The organism is Acinetobacter sp. YH12142 (assembly GCF_013418435.1).
Lineage (GTDB): Bacteria > Pseudomonadota > Gammaproteobacteria > Pseudomonadales > Moraxellaceae > Acinetobacter > Acinetobacter amyesii.
Map to the genome: position 1 here is coordinate 95,636 of NZ_VPCB01000009.1, position 19,118 is coordinate 114,753.

Consider the following 19,118-nt stretch of genomic DNA (forward strand, 5'->3'; position numbering starts at 1 on the left):
ATGAACAACTAAAAAAAACAGCGCTTTAGCGCTGTTTTTTTGTTTTGGCATGGACCATCCAAACCAAATCGCCACAGTGCTGCTCTGCATCGTGGAAAGGAATCACTTGTTCATGTTGCTGTTGTGGAAAGTATAAGGCCGGCTGAACGACTTTTACTTCTTCAAATCCTGTATGGGTGAAAAACTGCTGTAATTCAGCAGGGGATTGAAAATGAAAAGTAAAAGCGCTGCGAGACATGACTTTGAGTAATTTACTACTGGCCCAAATAAAACGTGCTAAACGGTTTTTAACGGGTTCTGGATAGATGTCGGTCAGATAATGTAATTCCTGAAACGAGGCGCCATATTCGGTGATCCCTTGCAATAACTTATTCAGTAGCGTTTGATCAAAATAATTAATTAGCCCTTCACTAATCACCACCAAAGGACGTTCAGGGTTGAAACTCTGAAAAATACGTTCAAAATCTTGTGTGAAAATGTCGCCAGTTAAGACCTCGGGGGCATGCGGGTCAATCTGTTTGAGTGCCTGTGTTTTGATTTTTGCCATATCTGGCAAGTCGAGTTCACGATAGTCAATTTCAGGATGTTTGGTGCGAAAATTCCAACCGCGCGGGGAGAGGCCACAGGCAATTTCAAGGACTTGTAGCTGAGGGTGTTGGGCAATGAGTTGATCTAAATGTTGATCGATCATGGCATGGCGCTGTTTGAGCGTCGAGCGCATGCTACCGCCCACATTCTTTTCTGCCCAGCTTTCTAAAGGATGGACTAAACGTGCTAAAAATTTGCCTTTACGTGTGGCAAAAACGGGATGCGAAATCCCCATGCTGTACCAAATATAGCCGGTGTAATGTGCAGTAAAGGAAATGTGTCGATGTTCCGATAAACTTTGTGTCATGTCGTCCTGACCTAATGTTGTTTTTATTGGCAATTTTTGTATAGCGCCGAAGCACTTATTTTGTCTTCATCATAAATCAAAAAGGAGCACCTTGTCGTGCTCCATTTTCTAGAATTTTGAAAGTCTTGGATTAGCAATATTGATTTTTAAAATCCACAATACGGTTACGCACGTTTTGCCAGTCCGCCCCGAGTTCAATGCTTTGTCCAATCTCAATCTGTGGGATTTTACCGCGCATACGTTCTAGGCGTTCTTGATTTGGGAGAGCCAAGTTTTGAATGCCATCCAGCGCAATGCATGCAGATTCACGGTTATTACATACAAGGCCCATATCACAACCTGCATTTAATGCTGCTTGCATACGAGCATCTGCGCCGCCAGCGACACAAGCGGCTTGCATGCTTAAATCATCGGAGAATAAAACGCCATCAAATTGGAGCTCTTGACGTAAGACTTTCTGAATCCAATACGGTGAAAATCCAGCAGGATTAGGATCAATATTTTCATAAATCACATGCGCAGGCATTAAGGCATCAAGCTGTGGTTGCAGTTGAATAAAGCTTTGCATGTCTTTTTGGTAGATCTCTTCATAACTACGATGGTCAATAGCAGCAGCGACGTGTGAGTCTGCTTTCACTGAACCGTGGCCTGGGAAATGCTTACCTGTAGATGCCATTCCTGCACGTTTCATACCTTTTAAGAAAGCACTTGCCAGTGGAATGATATCTTGCATATTTTTGGCAAAACTACGGTCACCAATCACATCACTAACATCATTTAGGTCCAGCACTGGTGCAAAACTAAAATCGATGCCGACCGCAAGGACTTCAGCTGCCATCAACCAGCCACATTGTTCAGCCAGTTCAACAGCTTTTTCAGGTTCAGTTAAGTAAAGTTCTCCAAACTTACCCATAGCTGGTAGGAGTGTGAAGCCTTGTTTTAAGCGTTGTACACGACCACCTTCCTGATCGACCGCAATTAAAATATCAGGACGAATTTGACGCATATGGTCGGTTAGGGCACGAACTTGTTCAGGAGATTCAATGTTACGACCAAATAAAATCATGCCGCCAACTTGTGGTGCCTGTAATAGTTCAATATCTTCTTGGGTAAGTTCTGTGCCAGCAATGTCGAGCATTAATGCGCCAATCATATTCGGTGTCCGTGTTGGAATTTTTAAGGAAAAACAATACCTGAATTCTGCAATGATTTGCTACACTTTGTCAGCAGAGAATATGATAAAACTACACGACATAAACATATTAAGTTGTTTAAGATTTTGAATCTATTCAATTCAGGTCGAAAACCAACACGGTAATATTGGTCTTAATACCAAGGAAGTACAAATTATTTATGAAACTTCAAACATTAGCTTGTGCCGTTGCGATTGCGACAGGTGGATTCTTTTTCACTCATGTGGTGAATGACGCAATTGCTGCCAATAATACAGAAGCAGTGAGCGCGGGTACCATTCAGCCCACACAAGAGCAAGCCTTGGTCTCACGTCAGCTTGCAACATTGGTAGACCGTCAACACTATTTAAATCAGCGTTTAGATGCCAATACCTCTAACCGTATTTTAGATTTTTATATTGATAGTTTAGACGCTGAACATACGTTGTTCTTGGCATCGGATATTGAAAATTATAAAAAACGTTATGGTTCAACTTTTGGTGCAAATCTCAAAGCGGGCAATTTAACAGGGCCGTATGCGATTCATGCGCAATATCGTGAGCGCTTAAAACAGTTCTACACCTATATGTTGGAAGAGCTGAAAAAGCCACAGAATTTAAATCAACCGAATAACTACATCGAAACTGATCGTGAAAAAGCACCATTCTTTAAATCGACAGAAGAGCAGCGTGCGCATTGGAATAAAATGTTGGTCTCTCAGCTGATCAATTTAACCATCAGCAAAGAAGAAGAGAAAGCCAAACAAAAAGCGTTGAAAGATGACCCAACACTGGCAAATGGTCAAGACTTAACAGGTCCTGAAGACTTAACACCTGTACAGACTTTAACCAAGCGTTATACACGTCAGTTAGAGCGGATTAGTCGTTTAAAAAGCGATGATGTGCTTGATAAAACTCTGAATGCCATGATGCTGACGTATGATCCGCACAGTAACTATTTTCCGCCTGTAGATGCGATGGAATTGAACCGTCAAACCACGTTGCAATTGGAAGGGATTGGGGTGTCGATTCGTCCTGAACGTGGTAACGAAGACTACACCAAAATTGAAACGATCGTGGAAGGTGGTCCAGCCAGTAAGTCAGGGCAAGTCAAGTCGGGCGATCGCATCGTTGGTGTTGCTCAAGATGGCGACAAAATGGTGGACGTGATCGGCTGGCCGAGCAATGAAATTGTCGGACTGATTCGTGGTAAACGTGGCACCAAAGTGACTTTACGTTTATTGGGTGCTGGTGCGTCCATGAATCAAGCGCGAAATGTCACGATTGTACGTGATGTAATTCAAGAAGAAGATGCAGGCGTGCGTTCACGTACCGTTGAAATTGAACGTGATGGCAAAAAACATAAGTTTGGTGTGATTGAAATTCCATCGTTTTATTTAAATTATCGTGCACGTCGTGCGGGTACAGACTACCGTTCTGTGTCGGAAGATACCAATAAAGCCTTAAAAACATTAGATGCGCAAAATGTTGAAGGCATCATCATTGACTTGCGTAACAACCCAGGCGGCTCACTTGAAGAAGTGGCACGTATGCTTGGACAAGTGATTAAATCAGGTCCAGTGGTGCAAATCCGTGATGGTAATGGCAATGTCAGCGTGTTTGAAGATGATGATGGTGGCGCGCAAACTTATGCAGGCCCATTGGCGGTATTGATTAATTTGGCTTCGGCTTCTGCGAGTGAAATTTATTCTGCTGCGATTCAAGACTATGAGCGTGGTGTGGTGATTGGTAGTACCACAACGGGTAAAGGAACAGCGCAGGTACAACTTGACTCTTTAGCCTATGGTCAAGCAACCTTAACGCAACGTAAATTTTACCGAGTGACGGGCGGCAGTACCCAAAATAAAGGGGTCGTACCGGATATTAAGCTGGTCGATATTTACAATGAAGAGTTTGGTGAGCGTAAATCGAAAAATGCTTTACAGTGGGATACTATTCCAACCGCACCGTTTAAACGTGAAGGCTCGATCCAAGCCTATGTTCCCGATTTGATTAAGTCATCTCAGCAACGTGTCAGCATTGATCCGCAATTTAAATATTTAGAACAACGTACTGCGATTGCGAAAAAGACAGAAGAGCAAAAGCGTGTGGTGCTTGACTTAGCGAAGCGTAAAGCCGAGCTGTTGGCACTAGAGCAAAAGTCTTTGGATGCTGAAAATCAGCGTCGTAAAGTGGTGGGTCAAAAACCTTATGCCAACTGGGAAAGCTACCAAGCGTCTATGGATGCATTGGTGGAGGCACGTGCAAAAATGAAGGCAAACCAGCGTCCAGCACTGCCTGAAGAAGAAGTCTTTGTGACGGAAGCAGCAAACGTGCTAATGGACTATGCCAAATTACAAGGCAAAACGCATACAACAACAGCCAAAAAGTAAGTAATTCATCCATAAATAACATTGAGATGATTGCTTGAGTTTTTGACAGAAAAGATGAATTTATCCATTGAGAAATAGCGAGCTACGGCTCGCTATTTTTTTGTGAGTAGGGCGGTGTTCGATTTAAATCTAGAAAGCAATCTATAAATGATTCTAACTTATTCATTTTATTATGGTTAGAAACTGTTCTAAAATAAAAACCACCTGATGCATTTTTTATCAAAAGTTTAAGTTTTAGTGAACTTCATCAAGCTTTCTTTTTTTAAATTAATCAGTTGCTTAAAATCTTGAAAGAAAGACTTGACCATTATCGTAGACTAATAGATTCTAAGGGAAAATAAGTAAGTAATTGAAAACGTAACAAGTTAAAGGGAAGAGATAGATTGGGTAATTCGGTTAAAGAAAGTGCCACGATAACCTAAGCGGAACGCTTGATATGACCCATATTCATTATGATTACAATCTGGTCGTTGGTTCAATCGTAGTTGCATTATTAAGTTGTTACTTAGCGGTTTCACTCGAACAAATGTTGTTTCGTGGAACACGACCAAGATATGAAAATGTCATTTTATTATTCAGCGGCGCAATTTTAGGTGCTGCGATTTGGTGCATGCATTTTGTAGGTATGATGGCCAGCCATTTGCCTTCAAATCATAGTTTTGATACCAGTCTGACTCTAACTTCCTATTTTATCGCCTTTGTTGCGTCCACTTTTGCAGTGTGGCTGACCACTCGTCCGACCTTACCTTTTCCGCGTTTAATTTTAGGCTCCGTGTTAATGGGACTTGGCATTTCCGGCATGCATTATACCGGCATGCTGAGTTTAGCCGTTCAGGGCTATGAACAACGCTACGAACCTTTAATTGTTATCTGTTCAATTTTGGTCGCGATTTGTGGTTCAGGTTTAGCATTTTGGTTGACATTTAAAAATAAGTATTCGTCTAAACGTAACATCATGAATGCCTTTGTTGCAGTCATGCTGACTTTTAGCATTGTCGCTATGCATTATATAGGAATGGCGGCTGTAGATTTTGTACCGCTAAACTCGATGGATGTATTGGTCGCGGCTCAAATTAATCACAATTTATTGCTGTTTATTGTCTTATTTGTCACCAGTTTATTGTTGATGGCAGCCTTTAGCGTTGCAGTACTAGAGCAACGTTTAGAGCATCGCAGTTTGCAGTTGATGCGCGCAAATCGAGAACTGGCCAATCAAGCGGTACAGGACAATTTGACTCGTTTACCTAATCGACTGTTTTTGGCTGAATATGCACATTTCCTATTTACAGAGCATCGTTTAAGACAAGATAAAATTGCTTTTATTTATATTGATATTGACCGTTTTAAAGCGGTCAATGATGTGTTTGGACACCATGTCGGTGATCAACTGCTGATTCAAATTGCTACGCGTATTCACCGTTTAATCGATGATCAAGCCAAATTGCTACGAATCGGTGGCGATGAATTTCTGATTGTGCTCGAGTCGGCAAGCAATGACTCTGCCACAGCAATGTCTGAAAAAATATTGGAATTGATGCAAGAAAGCTTCTTGATTGCAGGCAAGGAAATCAATATTTCAGGCAGTATTGGTATTGCGATGTACCCTGAACATGGTGCGAACTTGCAAGATCTGCTGATCAATGCAGACACTGCAATGCTGAGTTCGAAGTATCAGGGGCGTAATACCTATTCGTTTTTTAATTATACTGCCGACCAATTTGAAGAAAAAAGTCAGACGAAACTGATCAATGATTTATATAAAGCGGTAGAAGAACAGCAGTTTAGCTTGTTTTATCAGCCAAAATTTAATGCCACTGATCTTGAAATTTGTGGGGTTGAGGCCTTAATTCGTTGGAATCATCCAACCTTAGGTATGCTGACGCCAAATAAGTTCATTAATGGCGCGGAAAAAACAGGACTAATTATTGCCATGGGCTATTGGGCGCTTGAAGAAGCCTGTAAGCAAATTCAGCACTGGGAAAAGCTGAACATGCCGCTGTATCCGATTGCGGTCAATTTATCAGCGATTCAGTTTGAGCATAAACATTTATTTAGTACCTTAGAGTCGCTTTTTGCAAGGTATGAAATTAACCCATCAAATTTAATTATTGAAATTACCGAGTCAACAGCGATGCATCATATCGATGCCAGTATCTTGACTTTTGAACATTTGAGAAAGATGGGAATTAAAGTTGCGATTGATGACTTTGGTACGGGACATTCAAGTTTCTTGTATTTAAAAGAACTGCCTGTAGATGAACTGAAAATTGACCGTGAGTTTATCCGCAATTTGAGCGTCGGCTCTAAAGAAGAAATTATTTTAGAAAGTATTATTCACTTGGCAATTCGACTGGGTTTAACGGTCACTGCAGAAGGTGTAGAGACAGAACAACAAGCAGAAATTTTAAAACGTTTAGGTTGCCAACAGTTGCAAGGATATTTGTTAGGAATGCCGATGCCAGTGGCACAGCTTGAAGAACGCATGAAAATGAAAGTTGAATAAAGTCCTCGTAGTCTGATCGCATTGCCAATGAGTGAGAAAAAAAGACAGAGAAATGCTTTATATCGTCGATAAAAACAGGTCGTCATCCAATGTAAAACATCAAGACACACCACGCTAAGATTTTGACTCAACCCGATGTGGTTGATTATTTTTAATGGTCAATCTGATACAATATCGCCAATTTTCCATATTGATCAGATCTGATCTTTTGCACTGCGAGTTTTGCAGTAGGTGTCTTTCATGAGTTTTAAAGAAGAATTAGCGACACAGGTCGCTCAGCGACGTACTTTCGCTATTATTTCCCACCCCGATGCCGGTAAAACCACAATGACAGAAAAACTGTTGTTATGGGGACAGGCGATTCAGGTTGCAGGTATGGTAAAAAGCCGTAAATCTGATCGTGCGGCAACGTCTGACTGGATGGAAATGGAAAAAGAACGTGGGATTTCGATCACCACCTCTGTTATGCAGTTCCCGTTTAAAGACAAGATGATTAACTTGCTCGACACCCCAGGGCATGAAGACTTTTCTGAAGATACTTACCGTACATTAACCGCTGTTGACTCTGCGCTTATGGTGATTGATGGTGCAAAAGGTGTCGAAGATCGTACGATCAAATTGATGGAAGTGTGTCGTATGCGCGACACGCCGATTATTTCATTCGTCAACAAAATGGACCGTGAAATTCGTGAGCCATTAGAACTGCTTGATGAAATCGAAAACGTATTAAAAATTAAATGTGTTCCGATTACTTGGCCACTGGGTACAGGTCGTGACTTTGCCGGTGTATTTAACCTACTCGAAGAAAAATTCTACGTTTATAAGGCAGGTTTCGGTTCAACCATTACGGATATTGAAGTCCGTGATGGCTATGACTATGCAGATTTGCGTGAAAAAGTCGGCGATCTCGCTTGGGCCGCATTTGAAGAATCATTGGAGTTGGTTCAAATGGCCAATGAGCCTTTAGACCGTGATGAATTTTTGGCAGGTCGCCAAACGCCAGTCTTGTTTGGTACGGCACTCGGTAACTTTGGTGTAGACCATGTTCTGGATGCATTTAGTCAATATGCGCCTGAACCTAAAGCACATCCGACTCAAGACCGCAAAGTTGAAGCGACTGAAGAAGGCTTCACAGGTTTCGTCTTTAAAATTCAAGCCAATATGGATCCAAAACATCGTGACCGTATTGCATTCATGCGTATCTGTTCAGGTAAGTATGAAAAAGGCTTAAAAATGAAACATGTGCGTCTAGGTAAAGATGTACGTATTAGTGATGCCTTAACGTTCCTTGCCGGTGACCGTCAACATCTTGAAGAAGCATGGCCGGGTGACATTATCGGTTTGCATAACCATGGTACGATTCAGATCGGTGATACCTTCACTTCAGGTGAAGATTTACACTTTACCGGTATTCCTCACTTCGCACCTGAAATGTTCCGTCGCGTGCGTTTAAAAGATCCATTGAAGTCAAAACAGCTACAAAAAGGCTTAAAAGAACTTTCAGAAGAAGGTGCAACTCAGGTCTTTATGCCACAAAACAGTAATGACTTAATCGTGGGTGCTGTGGGTGTACTTCAGTTTGAAGTCGTGGCTTATCGTCTGAAAGAAGAATACAAAGTTGATTGTATTTACGAGCCTGTAAGCATCAATACCGTACGTTGGGTATCGTGTGATGACGAGAAAAAATTCAACGAATTTAAGAAAAAAGCACACGACCAATTGTCTGTCGATGGCGGTGGTCATTTAACTTATCTTGCACCAAGTCGTGTGAATTTACAGTTAATGCAAGAACGTTATCCGGATATCGTGTTCCGTAATACACGTGAACACTAAGTTATTCTTTTACAGAAATAAAACAGCTTCTTCGTGAAGCTGTTTTATTTTGTGGTAGAGTTTTTAAATCCATACATTCCGCAATCATTTGGTCGTTTAGGACATCATGAAAATATTCAAGGATGCTACAGTTTTTGTACTTTTGGGGAGTGTTTTGCTGCTCAGTGCATGCGATTCAGGAAAAGAAAATAAAGCGACAAAGCCGGCCGATGATGGCGCTTCTGAAGCGACCGTAATCAATCCAGATGTTTTGCCCTATTTAAATATCCAAGAGCAAGCCGCAAAAATTGCCAAACCGTTTTGTGAAAATAAAAGTTGTATTGATTTAGAGATACAAACCATTCAGACCGTAGATACGTGGTTGAATGGTTGGATTGAAAAAAATCAGGCCAGCGTCGTACAAGATCAGATTGCACTAAAGCAGAATATGAATCTCCAACAAGCCGTCGATGCGTATGTGAAAAAATCAGATGCTTGGCAGGCAGAGTTTAAAACCAATAAAGCCTACGAATTGGCCATGTACACACGAGTTCCTTATCAACGGAATCAATATGTGTTGCTGCAAATCGGTGTTGATACCAAGCAGGAAAATATCACGGTCAAAGAGCGGTATTATTTTTTTGTGGCAGACCGTCGTGCGAAAAAGAATCTTAAACCTTTAGATATTATTGATGCAAAGCAACAGCAAAATATGGATGCTATTGTGCAGCAAGCCTATAGCAAATGGTTAGATGAACAAGAGGTAGATGTCAAAAAATCGGCACCGAAAAAACTCTATTGGGGCCAAGCAAATTGGTTCTTTGATCAAGAAGGCGTTGGTTTGCATTATCGTACAGATGAAATTGTCAAAGATGGTAAACAATTGGATATTTATCTCAGCAAAGCGCAAACACAACAAGTATTGAAAGCTGACGTTTATCAGCATATGTTCTAATCAACGAAAGTATTTAATTTGATAAGATATTTACCAAAATAAATATCAATTATTCGAAATGAAAGGTTGAAGCAATGGTGCAAAAAAATAAAATTTGGGCAAGCTCAATATTGGCAGTTTCTGTTGCATTCACGGCGTGTCAGCCACAACAAGCTGAACCTGAAAAAAAGCCAGATCAAGCAAAAACTGAACAGCCAGATTTGAGTGCAAAACTGATTGGTGATGCGGAAAAATTACAACTGAATTTACCTGAATGTGATGGCGGGGTCTGTCCTGAAATTTCAGTTGAACGCTTAAACAGTAATCAAGCCTTTATTGATGACTTTATTGATGCGGAAATTCTAAAACAGTTAGGTGAAATTCTATCTGTATCGCCTTTAGAAGATAAAACGCTGAGTACTGATGCTCCCGCTGCAAGTGAAGTTCCTGCAGCGTCTGAAGCAAAATCTGCTTTGGCAAAGGTTGAAACGCCCAAATTAAAATTGGAAAAAGCCACGCAGCCTTACATGCAAGCGTTCTTAAATTTAGATAAAGAATTGAAATCTTTAAGTGCCAATCAGCAAATCAGTTTGATGATTAAACCTAAAATATTGAATGCTGAAAAACCCTTGGCAACAGTGGTTTTAAATACCAGTTCATATTTAGGTGGAGCGCATGGTTCTTCTGCACAGCAATATTATAACTTTGATTTAAGCGCTCAAAAATTGGTGCAGCTCAATGACATATTATTGCCTAATCAACGTGCAGAGCTTGAAAAGCGGGGCTATGAAGTCTTTAAAACTTGGGTGAAAGATGCCAAGTTGGCAGACAATATTCAAGAATACGAACAGATTTGGAAATTTAAACTGTCTGATAATTTTTATCTGAGTCAGCAAGGTTTAATTTTGCAATATGCCGAATATGAAATTGGGCCGTATGTGGTGGGTTTACCTCGCTTGACCATTCCCTATGATCAATTGCAAAGTGTATTGAAAAAGCAATATCTACCTCCAGTTGAAGCTGTTGAAGCCTCAGCCGCAAAAGCAAATTAATTAGTTCAATGACTTACTCACTGTTTGATACGCATACGCATTTTGATGTTCCCGATTTTGATGCTGATCGGGAACAGTTGGCGTATGCTGCAAAACAGGCGGGTGTCGATGCTTTGGTATTAATTGGTTTTGTACAATCACGTTTTCAAGATTTGCTGCATACTCAAGAGTTTTTAGCTCGTTTATCGAATGTTCCAACAAGCTATTTAGCTCCCGGCTTACATCCGTTTTATATTGAGCAACATCGTGCAGAACATTTGCTCGACGTGGAACAGATGCTAAAGCAGCATGATTGTGTTGCTGTCGGTGAGATAGGTTTAGATACTTTTTTGAAACAGCATAAACAGCCTGAACTTTTTCAAAAGCAGCAGCAGTATTTTTCCGCACAACTTGAATTAGCACAGCAGTTTGATAAACCAATATTGCTGCATATTCGTAAATCCCATGCGGAGGTGCTTTCGATGTTGAAAAAGCATCAATTTAAGCTCGGTGGTATTGCACATGCATTTAGTGGTGGTGTTGAAGAAGCGAAGGCATTTACCAAGCTAGGTTTTAAAATTGGTGTAACGGGGCAAATCACCAATCCCAATGCAAAAAAATTACATCAAGTGGTTCAGACTTTGGGTGTAGATCATTTGGTCTTAGAAACTGACTGTCCAGATATGACACCCTTATGTTGTCAGCATTCAACGGAAGGGCGTACTCGCAATACGCCGGTCAATTTGCCCTATGTCTTGCAGGGGCTAGCTCAGAGCTTAAACCGTACTGAATCTGAGATTGCACAGATCTTATGGACTAATTCATTACAAGCATTGCATCTGGACGCTTAAGGGCCAATAAATATTGACGCTGTTTGATTGAATCTAGTTTCATTCGCATCGTGCATGCAATGATGGTTTTCTAAAAAAAGGCGCATTATGCAATTTCTAAAATGCTTTAGACTTGGCATTATGCTGTTAAATTATTTTGAGTGAGTTTCACATGGCACAAGGACTATTGGCTGGCAAACGCTTTTTAATCGCGGGTATTGCAAGTAAGTTATCAATCGCATTTGGTATTGCGCAAGCTTTACATCGCGAAGGTGCAGAACTGGCTTTTACTTATCCAAACGAAAAATTAAAAAAACGTGTAGATGATTTTGCTGAACAATTTGGTTCAACTTTAGTTTTCCCATGTGATGTAGCAGTGGACGCTGAAATTGATACCGCTTTTGCTGAACTTGCTAAACATTGGGATGGTCTAGATGGTGTTGTGCATTCAATTGGTTTTGCACCGGCACATACTTTAGATGGCGATTTCACTGATATTACCGACCGTGAAGGTTTTAAAATTGCTCACGACATCAGCGCATATAGCTTTATTGCGATGGCTCGTGCGGCAAAACCTTTATTGGCTGCACGTCAAGGTTGCTTATTGACGCTGACTTACCAAGGTTCTGAACGCGTAATGCCAAACTATAACGTTATGGGTATGGCAAAAGCGTCACTAGAAGCAGGCGTACGTTATTTGGCAACAAGTCTTGGCGCTGAAGGTATTCGTGTAAATGCGATTTCAGCAGGTCCGATTCGTACCTTAGCGGCTTCAGGGATTAAATCTTTCCGTAAAATGTTAGATCTAAATGAAAAAGTCGCACCGCTTAAACGCAATGTCACCATTGAAGATGTCGGTAATGCAGCATTGTTCCTTTGCTCACCTTGGGCAAATGGTATCACAGGTGAAATTCTGTATGTTGATGCTGGCTTTAATACTGTAGGTATGAGCGCTGACTTAATGATGGATGCTGAGTAATTTGCTCCTCCCTTTTAAAAAGGGAGGGTGGGAGGGATTTTGTTAAGTAGAAGTAAATCCCCCTCATTCCCCTTTTTTAGTAAAGGGGGAAGCTAAAAGGCAATAAAAAAGACCGCTAAAAGCGGTCTTTTTTATATCTGAGATCAAGTAATTAAGCTTGGCCTTCAGCAGCAGTTTGCGCACGTTGCAAATTCGCTTCGAATTCAGCATCGAAGTTAATTGGTGTAAGCAATAATTGTGGGAAGCTGCCTTTAGTAACCATATCGTTCACAGCTTCACGTAGGAATGGGAACAAGATATTTGGGCAGTAAGCACCAAGAATGTAAGGAAGACGTTCTTCTTCAACGCTATCGATCAGGAAGATACCTGCTTGAGTAACGTCAACGATAAATGCAGTGTCACCCGCATTGTTCGCTTGAACGACAACTTTCAGTGAAACTTCGAAGTGTGTTGGATCAACTTTTTCTGCAGAAGAAGAAAGGTTGATATTTAGTTCAGGCTGCCATTCTTTAGTAAATACTTGAGCCCCAGGTACTTCGAAAGAAATATCTTTAGTATAAATACGCTCTAATGCCAATTGTGGTTGAGCTTGTTGTTCTTCACTCATTGTTTATTCCTTAATATGAGGTGACGATTTATGTTTAAAATTAAGATAGCATGCCGTCGAGTTTGCCTTCACGCTCTAAAGCATAAAGTTGGTCAAAACCGCCAATAAACTGATCATTAATAAAAATTTGAGGAACGGTACGGTGGTTGGTGCGTTGCATCAATTCAACACGTACTTCAGGCGCTTCATTTGATAAATTAATTTCTTTATAAGCCACGCCTTTACGCTCTAGGAGCTGTTTTGCACGAATGCAGTAAGGACATACAGTTGTTGAATAAATCGTAACTTCAGCCATGTTAATCTCCTAAGAAGCGCTTATTTGCTTTTAACTAGAGGTAAGCCTTGAGCTTTCCAGTTGCTAATGCCGCCGTCTAAACGGTATGCATCTGCATGACCGACTTGTTGCAATGCAGAACCTGCCACTTGACCAAGGTTACATACAAAAACCAACGGGCGATCAGAAGTTTTTAACTCTTCAATATGTTTTGTAATTTGGCTATATGGAATATTACGGCTACCGCTAATATGACCTTCGCGGAAGTCTTTCGCATCACGTAAGTCAATCAATTGAGCATTTTTAGCTTTAACTAAAATCCCTAAAGATTGAGGTGAAATTTTGCGACCATTACGCTGGCCTTCAAGAATAAAGAACAGCACGACCAATACAGCCAGCGTTCCAAATAAGAAGGGGTGATTCCCCATAAATTCGAACCAACGTTCCACAATTCACCTAACTACAATTTTAAATTGCCAAGAGTATAGCCCATAAATATGGTGATCAAAATCACCCCTTCAAGGGCATGAACAGAATAAAAATTAATTTTTTTGCTGCGCTTCCGTGATTTCGTCGATCAGACGTAAATAACTGTCTAATCGGCGCGGTAAAATTTCGCCATTTTGAGCCGCCATTCTAAGCGCACATTGCTTTTCATGTTTATGCGTACAGTTACGGAACTGGCAATAGCCCAAATGTGACTCGATCTCAGGGAAACCTTGTTGAACTTTTTCCAATTCTAGGTGCCATAAACCAAATTCACGGATTCCTGGTGAATCAATCAATGCAGAACCTTCACCAAACGCAATTAAGCGCGTAGAGGTGGTGGTGTGCTGACCGAGCGCGGAGTTTTCCGAAATAATATTGGTTTTTTGCGCAGCATCCGGAACAATGGCATTAATTAAAGTACTTTTACCAACCCCAGACTGACCTACAAATGCGACAGTTTCACCAGAAAGTCGAGCAGAAAGTGCGCTTAAGTCACCATCGGATTGGGTTTGCATGACCTCATAGCTCAAGTCACGATATTCTTGTAATAGCGTTAAGATCGGATCGTTGTCTTTAAGTAAGTCTGATTTATTTAAGACCAATAAGGCTGGAATATCAGCATCTGCACAGGCCACCAAATAGCGGTCAATCAGGCCAGGTGCTGGCTCAGGAAGCGGTGCAAATACAATCACAATCAGGCTGACATTGGCTGCGACAGGTTTCACTTTGTGATAACGGTCAGGGCGTGTCAGTAAAGATTGGCGTGGATGAATCGCGGTAATAATCCCTAAACCTGTGATCGGGTCAGCTTGCCATTTGACACGGTCACCCGTCACCAATAATTCGAGATTGGTACGGGTATGGCAGCGCCAAACACTGCCTAATTCGATGGGTTTCCAATGTGGTTCAGGTTCACCAGCTTGCACAATGGGTTTTTCAGGATGTTGGTCGGGTGTAGACAGCGCTTGAACTTCAAGTTGACGACCATAATGTTGGACGACCAAGCCTTCCAAATCTGCAGAAGTATCGATTTCTTCCTGACGAGATTTATGTTGCTTCTGAATGCGACGTTGCTGCTGTTCAGTCAGTCGGCGCTTACGAATTAAAGCCATTCATATCCTAAAAAACCGTGAAAACTAGATGGCAAAAATAGCATGAAAGCAGGGTCTATTTACAGCGCAAGCCCAATAAATTTGCTACTATGTTCATTTTTACAGCCTAATAAGATTGCACATTTATGAGCAGCACACCTGATACACGCCTGATTTGGATTGACCTTGAAATGACAGGTCTAGATACAGATAACGACCAGATTATTGAAGTTGCAACAATTGTGACGGATGATAATTTAAATATTCTGGCGGAAGGGCCTGTGCTTGCGGTACATCAGTCTGACCGTGTGCTCAATGCAATGGATGAATGGAATACTCGCCAACATGGTCAATCAGGCCTAATCGAACGTGTACGTCGTAGTAAATTGACAGCACAAGATGCTGAACAGCAAACTTTAGAATTTTTGAAAAAATGGGTGAATCCAAAATCATCACCAATGTGTGGTAACTCAATTTGCCAAGATCGTCGTTTCTTGCATCGTTTAATGCCTGAAATGGAACAATACTTCCACTACCGTAATCTCGATGTATCATCAGTGAAAGAATTGGCGAAACGCTGGCGCCCAGAGATTATGGGTGGCTTGAAGAAAAATGCCTCGCATTTAGCAATGGATGATATCCGTGACTCGATTGCAGAGCTTAAATACTACCGTGAATATTTCTTTATTATGAATAAAGACTAAGGTTGTAAGATCGAAAAAGAGGCGAAAGCCTCTTTTTTTTATCCAAGATATTTTCTCTATCGTTGATAGATGTTGGCTTGATGAATCTCGAGAAAACTTGCAGGCTGAGCCAAATCAGTGAAGCCAAATTGACGATATAAACCATGTGCATCCGCCGTTGCAAGTAACATGCGTCTTAGATCTGCGGCGCCACATTTTTCAAATAAAGTACTCACAATTAATTTTGAATAGCCTTTGCCTCGATGCTCATCGGCGACATAAATATCGGCTAAATAAGCAAAAGTTGCATAATCCGTAATGGCACGACCAAAACCGATGATTTCATTATCGAGAAGTAAGGCCACGGCCAAAGAGTTTTCAATCGCTTTTTTCACCACATGTTTTGGAATATCTTTTGACCAATAGGTATGGCTTAAAAAACGATGCACGGTGTCTAAATCCATTTCATTTTTGTCATCGGTAATTTTTAAATTATTTGGCAGAGGATGGATGTCCATGGCAATACACACTTGAGTTTTTGATCTATGGTTATACTTTTTAAAGCAGACCTCCGTTCACTGTAAATGTTTATTTTGATGGATTTAGACCTGATGCGAATGCCGCTCTGTTGCGCTGACTGCTGAATTGTGTTTTATCAAAGAAAAAAAGCAGTGAATTTGCTAAAATGGCGGCTGATTTAACACTGCCTCCAAACCTATGACTGAACTGCTCCAAGATGATGAATATGACCGCCGTTTTGCTGGCGTAGCCAAAATATATAGTGATGAAAGTTTTCATCATTATGAAAAAAGTCATGTCATGGTGATAGGGATTGGTGGTGTAGGCTCATGGGCGGTCGAAGCTTTAGCGCGTACTGGTATTGGTGAGCTGACCTTGGTCGATATGGATGTGGTTGCTGCATCGAATATTAATCGACAATTGCCTGCCATGAGCACGACATTGGGACATGAAAAAATTGAAGTGATGGCAGAGCGATGCCGTGCGATCAATCCCCGAATCAAAATAAATTTGATTGATGATTATCTCACACCCGAAAATGTCAAAGAAATTTTGGCAGGTGCTCCTGACCTAATTTTAGATTGTATTGATGATGTGAAGGCCAAATTTGCCTTAATGCTACATTGCCGTTTTAATAAAATTCCGTTGATCGTTTCCGGTGGAGCAGGGGGTAAACTTGATCCGCTGAAAATCCGAGTCGCAGATTTATCAAGAACAGAGCAAGACCCGATGTTAGCCAAATTGCGCACACAATTACGCGGCAAAGGCATTTGTAAAAAGCCGAAAGAAAAGTTTGGGATTACCTGTGTTTATTCGATTGATAATCCATTTTCCAGTGCTGATGTTTGTCCAAGTGCAGGCTTACGTTGTGGTGGATATGGTTCAGCAGTAGTCGTGACGTCCAGCTTTGCGATGGTGGCTGTGTCAGAGGTGCTCAAAAAACTTGATGCAAAACGAGCAAAAGCATGACAGCTATCTCATTTTGAAAAAAATAAAGCACCGAATTCGGTGCTTTTTTTGTATATAGAATTAAAATCAGACACAATGTTGGAATAATTAAAATATTGATTTTTTTGGGGCGAGTATGTGGTTTTTACTGATACTAATTTTGGGGATGGGAGCACTTGCGTTTTGGATGTGGAAAAGACCCGATCCAGTTAAACGCGATCAGGCTAAAGCGGTTGGGCATGACTTGTGGATAGACCAATTAGATGCACAGCTGAAATTTGCAGAACGTTTAATGCTTGATGCACCAACCGACTATGCGCGTGCCTATGAGTTGTATCAAAATTTGGCCAAACAGCATGAAATTCCGCAGGCCTATGTCGCTATGGGGCAGATGCATTTACAAGGCTTAGGCAGAGAAGTCAGTGTGGAAAATGCGCTGGCTTTATTGGAAAAAGCCAATAGTTTAGGTAGTGATGATGCTGCATATGTGTTGGGGCAAGTTGAAGAAGGTATCTATGGCGGTGTGCCCAATATTGAAAAAGCGCAATATTGGTATCGACATGCGATTTCACGCGGTCATTTGGATGCACAATATCGACTCGCCGAACTAAACCCAGAAGATCAGACACATGCCGAGCAGCAACATTTAGATTTGTTGCAAAAAAATGCGGACAATGGACATGCCAATTCACAGTATCAATTGGCACAGTTCTATTTAAAACAAGCCACGCCAAATATTGCTCTGGGATTGGAATATTTACTGAAAGCTGCCCAACAAGACCATATGGCGGCTATTCAGCAATTGCAGCAATTCTATGCACAAGGAAAGTATCTTGCGCAAAATGATGAAAAGTCATTGCAATATTTAAAGCGAGGATTGCTACTCGGGCACCAGCAGCAGTTGTATGAATATTATCAAGCAGTATTGATGGGTAAAATCGACGTCGATCAGCGTCAGCGGGTTTATCATGATCTTTTGCAGCAGGCCAAAGAGCACAAAGTTGCAGCAGCCAGCCGATTATTAGGCATTGCACATTTTCATGGTTGGTACTTGGAGAAGCAGGAAACTTTAGGTTTTCGCTTTCTGACCGAAGCTGCTCAACTTAAAGATGCTGATGCAATTAGTCTTATTGCAGCGCTGTATTTTGAAAAGTATTTGGTTAGTGATGATCCACAAAAAGCATTTGAGTTATATCAAACAGCGTATCAATTCAAACCATTATTCATTAACCAAGTCGGTTTGGCACTATGCTACCTACATGGGGTCGGTGTTGAGCGAAATATCAAGCAAGCACAGCAACTTTTAATTGAAGCTGCTAGGCATTTAAATGATATGTCCATTACTTGTGTCGCCGATCAGAATTATGTGATTGGGCGTTTTTATGCATTGCCAGAGTATCCATTAGCACATCGTGATCAGTGTTTGAGTTATCTCGAAAAAGCCGCAGAACAAGGTTCGCAGGATGCTGCTTGGTATCTCTACCGTTTAGCCGTGGACAATATCTTGCCTGATGTACAGTTTGATGAAGCTCAAACCCAGCGAGCATTGTTGAAGGCGGCGAAATTAGGCCATCCTGATGCACTTACGCAACTAGGTCTAGTTAATTTAAAAGGACAATGGGGAACACAAGATTTCCAACAAGCGTTGCAGTATTTCTCGCAAGCGGCGGGATTAGGAAATGTGACTGCCTTGTACCAGCTTGGTGAAATGTCAGAACATGGTTTGGGTGTGCAGCAAGATTTAACTCAGGCACATAGTTATTATGCACAAGCTGCTCAGGGGATGAATGCTGCGGCGTTAACGCGATTGGGCTATTTATATATTCATGGCATGGGCGTAGAGCGTGATCTTAAAATTGCACAGCAATATTTGGAAAAAGCGGCCTTGCAAGGCTATGTCGAAGCACAAGAACAATTGGAGAATATTCACGCATTTTTAAATACCAATTAATATTGATG

Annotated in this window: 17 protein-coding genes; 10 read left to right on the forward strand and 7 right to left on the reverse strand. The window is 41.2% G+C overall.

Annotation, left to right across the window (positions count from 1 at the left end):
- Nucleotides 1-25: 25 nt before the first annotated feature.
- Together FTU77_RS09510 and nagZ are read right to left on the reverse strand one after the other, a co-directional pair.
- The gene (locus FTU77_RS09510) at nt 26-895 is read right to left on the reverse strand and encodes a class I SAM-dependent methyltransferase (RefSeq protein WP_180021060.1); all 870 of its coding nucleotides are present in this window, start codon (nt 893-895) and stop codon (nt 26-28) included.
- Between the two features lie 130 nt (nt 896-1,025).
- Complete coding sequence (gene nagZ / locus FTU77_RS09515) at nt 1,026-2,048, reverse strand: beta-N-acetylhexosaminidase (protein WP_180055651.1); 1,023 nt, start codon at nt 2,046-2,048, stop codon at nt 1,026-1,028.
- A 200-nt stretch (nt 2,049-2,248) separates the two neighbouring features.
- On the opposite strand from nagZ, the gene FTU77_RS09520 reads away from it, so the two are divergent.
- The 7 genes from FTU77_RS09520 to FTU77_RS09550 all read left to right on the forward strand — a co-directional run bounded on the left by FTU77_RS09520 (nt 2,249) and on the right by FTU77_RS09550 (nt 12,548).
- The gene (locus FTU77_RS09520) at nt 2,249-4,459 is read left to right on the forward strand and encodes a carboxy terminal-processing peptidase (protein WP_180055652.1); all 2,211 of its coding nucleotides are present in this window, start codon (nt 2,249-2,251) and stop codon (nt 4,457-4,459) included.
- A gap of 436 nt (nt 4,460-4,895) precedes the next feature.
- Nucleotides 4,896-6,962 (forward strand): EAL domain-containing protein, encoded by a 2,067-nt coding sequence (locus FTU77_RS09525; RefSeq protein WP_180055653.1) that lies wholly within the window; start codon nt 4,896-4,898, stop codon nt 6,960-6,962.
- 240 nt (nt 6,963-7,202) lie between these two features.
- A complete protein-coding gene (locus FTU77_RS09530; protein ID WP_078189646.1) occupies nt 7,203-8,795 on the forward strand; it encodes a peptide chain release factor 3 in 1,593 nt (530 codons plus the stop codon).
- A 106-nt stretch (nt 8,796-8,901) separates the two neighbouring features.
- A complete protein-coding gene (locus tag FTU77_RS09535; RefSeq protein ID WP_180055654.1) occupies nt 8,902-9,729 on the forward strand; it encodes a hypothetical protein in 828 nt (275 codons plus the stop codon).
- A 74-nt stretch (nt 9,730-9,803) separates the two neighbouring features.
- Nucleotides 9,804-10,760 carry an RsiV family protein gene (locus FTU77_RS09540; RefSeq protein WP_180055655.1) on the forward strand — a complete coding sequence of 319 codons (957 nt, stop codon included), beginning with the start codon at nt 9,804-9,806 and terminating at the stop codon, nt 10,758-10,760.
- 8 nt (nt 10,761-10,768) lie between these two features.
- Nucleotides 10,769-11,590: a TatD family hydrolase gene (locus FTU77_RS09545; RefSeq protein ID WP_180055656.1), complete on the forward strand. Its 822-nt coding sequence runs from the start codon at nt 10,769-10,771 to the stop codon at nt 11,588-11,590.
- 151 nt (nt 11,591-11,741) lie between these two features.
- Nucleotides 11,742-12,548, forward strand: coding sequence for an enoyl-ACP reductase (locus tag FTU77_RS09550; protein ID WP_180055657.1), 807 nt, complete (start codon nt 11,742-11,744; stop codon nt 12,546-12,548).
- Between the two features lie 151 nt (nt 12,549-12,699).
- Here the strand turns inward: FTU77_RS09550 and secB are convergent, their stop codons facing one another.
- From secB to rsgA, 4 genes are all read right to left on the reverse strand, one after another.
- On the reverse strand, nt 12,700-13,155 hold the full coding sequence (gene secB, locus FTU77_RS09555; RefSeq protein WP_078189641.1) for a protein-export chaperone SecB: 456 nt from the start codon (nt 13,153-13,155) through the stop codon (nt 12,700-12,702).
- Nucleotides 13,156-13,195: 40 nt separating this feature from the next.
- Nucleotides 13,196-13,450, reverse strand: a complete 255-nt coding sequence (gene grxC / locus FTU77_RS09560; protein WP_078189640.1) for a glutaredoxin 3 — start codon at nt 13,448-13,450, stop codon at nt 13,196-13,198.
- Between the two features lie 20 nt (nt 13,451-13,470).
- Nucleotides 13,471-13,878 (reverse strand): rhodanese-like domain-containing protein, encoded by a 408-nt coding sequence (locus tag FTU77_RS09565; protein WP_078189639.1) that lies wholly within the window; start codon nt 13,876-13,878, stop codon nt 13,471-13,473.
- A gap of 93 nt (nt 13,879-13,971) precedes the next feature.
- Entirely contained in the window at nt 13,972-15,030 is a 1,059-nt protein-coding gene (gene rsgA, locus FTU77_RS09570) for a ribosome small subunit-dependent GTPase A (protein WP_180055658.1), read from the reverse strand.
- 125 nt (nt 15,031-15,155) lie between these two features.
- Here rsgA and orn point away from each other — a divergent pair, with 125 nt between their 5' ends.
- Entirely contained in the window at nt 15,156-15,713 is a 558-nt protein-coding gene (orn, locus tag FTU77_RS09575) for an oligoribonuclease (protein WP_067763591.1), read from the forward strand.
- A gap of 56 nt (nt 15,714-15,769) precedes the next feature.
- On the opposite strand, the gene FTU77_RS09580 is transcribed toward orn, so the two are convergent.
- Nucleotides 15,770-16,210, reverse strand: a complete 441-nt coding sequence (locus FTU77_RS09580; RefSeq protein WP_180055659.1) for a GNAT family N-acetyltransferase — start codon at nt 16,208-16,210, stop codon at nt 15,770-15,772.
- A gap of 199 nt (nt 16,211-16,409) precedes the next feature.
- Here FTU77_RS09580 and FTU77_RS09585 point away from each other — a divergent pair, with 199 nt between their 5' ends.
- Together FTU77_RS09585 and FTU77_RS09590 are read left to right on the forward strand one after the other, a co-directional pair.
- On the forward strand, nt 16,410-17,180 hold the full coding sequence (locus tag FTU77_RS09585; protein WP_180004537.1) for a ThiF family adenylyltransferase: 771 nt from the start codon (nt 16,410-16,412) through the stop codon (nt 17,178-17,180).
- Nucleotides 17,181-17,295: 115 nt separating this feature from the next.
- Entirely contained in the window at nt 17,296-19,110 is a 1,815-nt protein-coding gene (locus tag FTU77_RS09590) for a tetratricopeptide repeat protein (RefSeq protein WP_180055660.1), read from the forward strand.
- Nucleotides 19,111-19,118 lie beyond the last annotated feature (8 nt).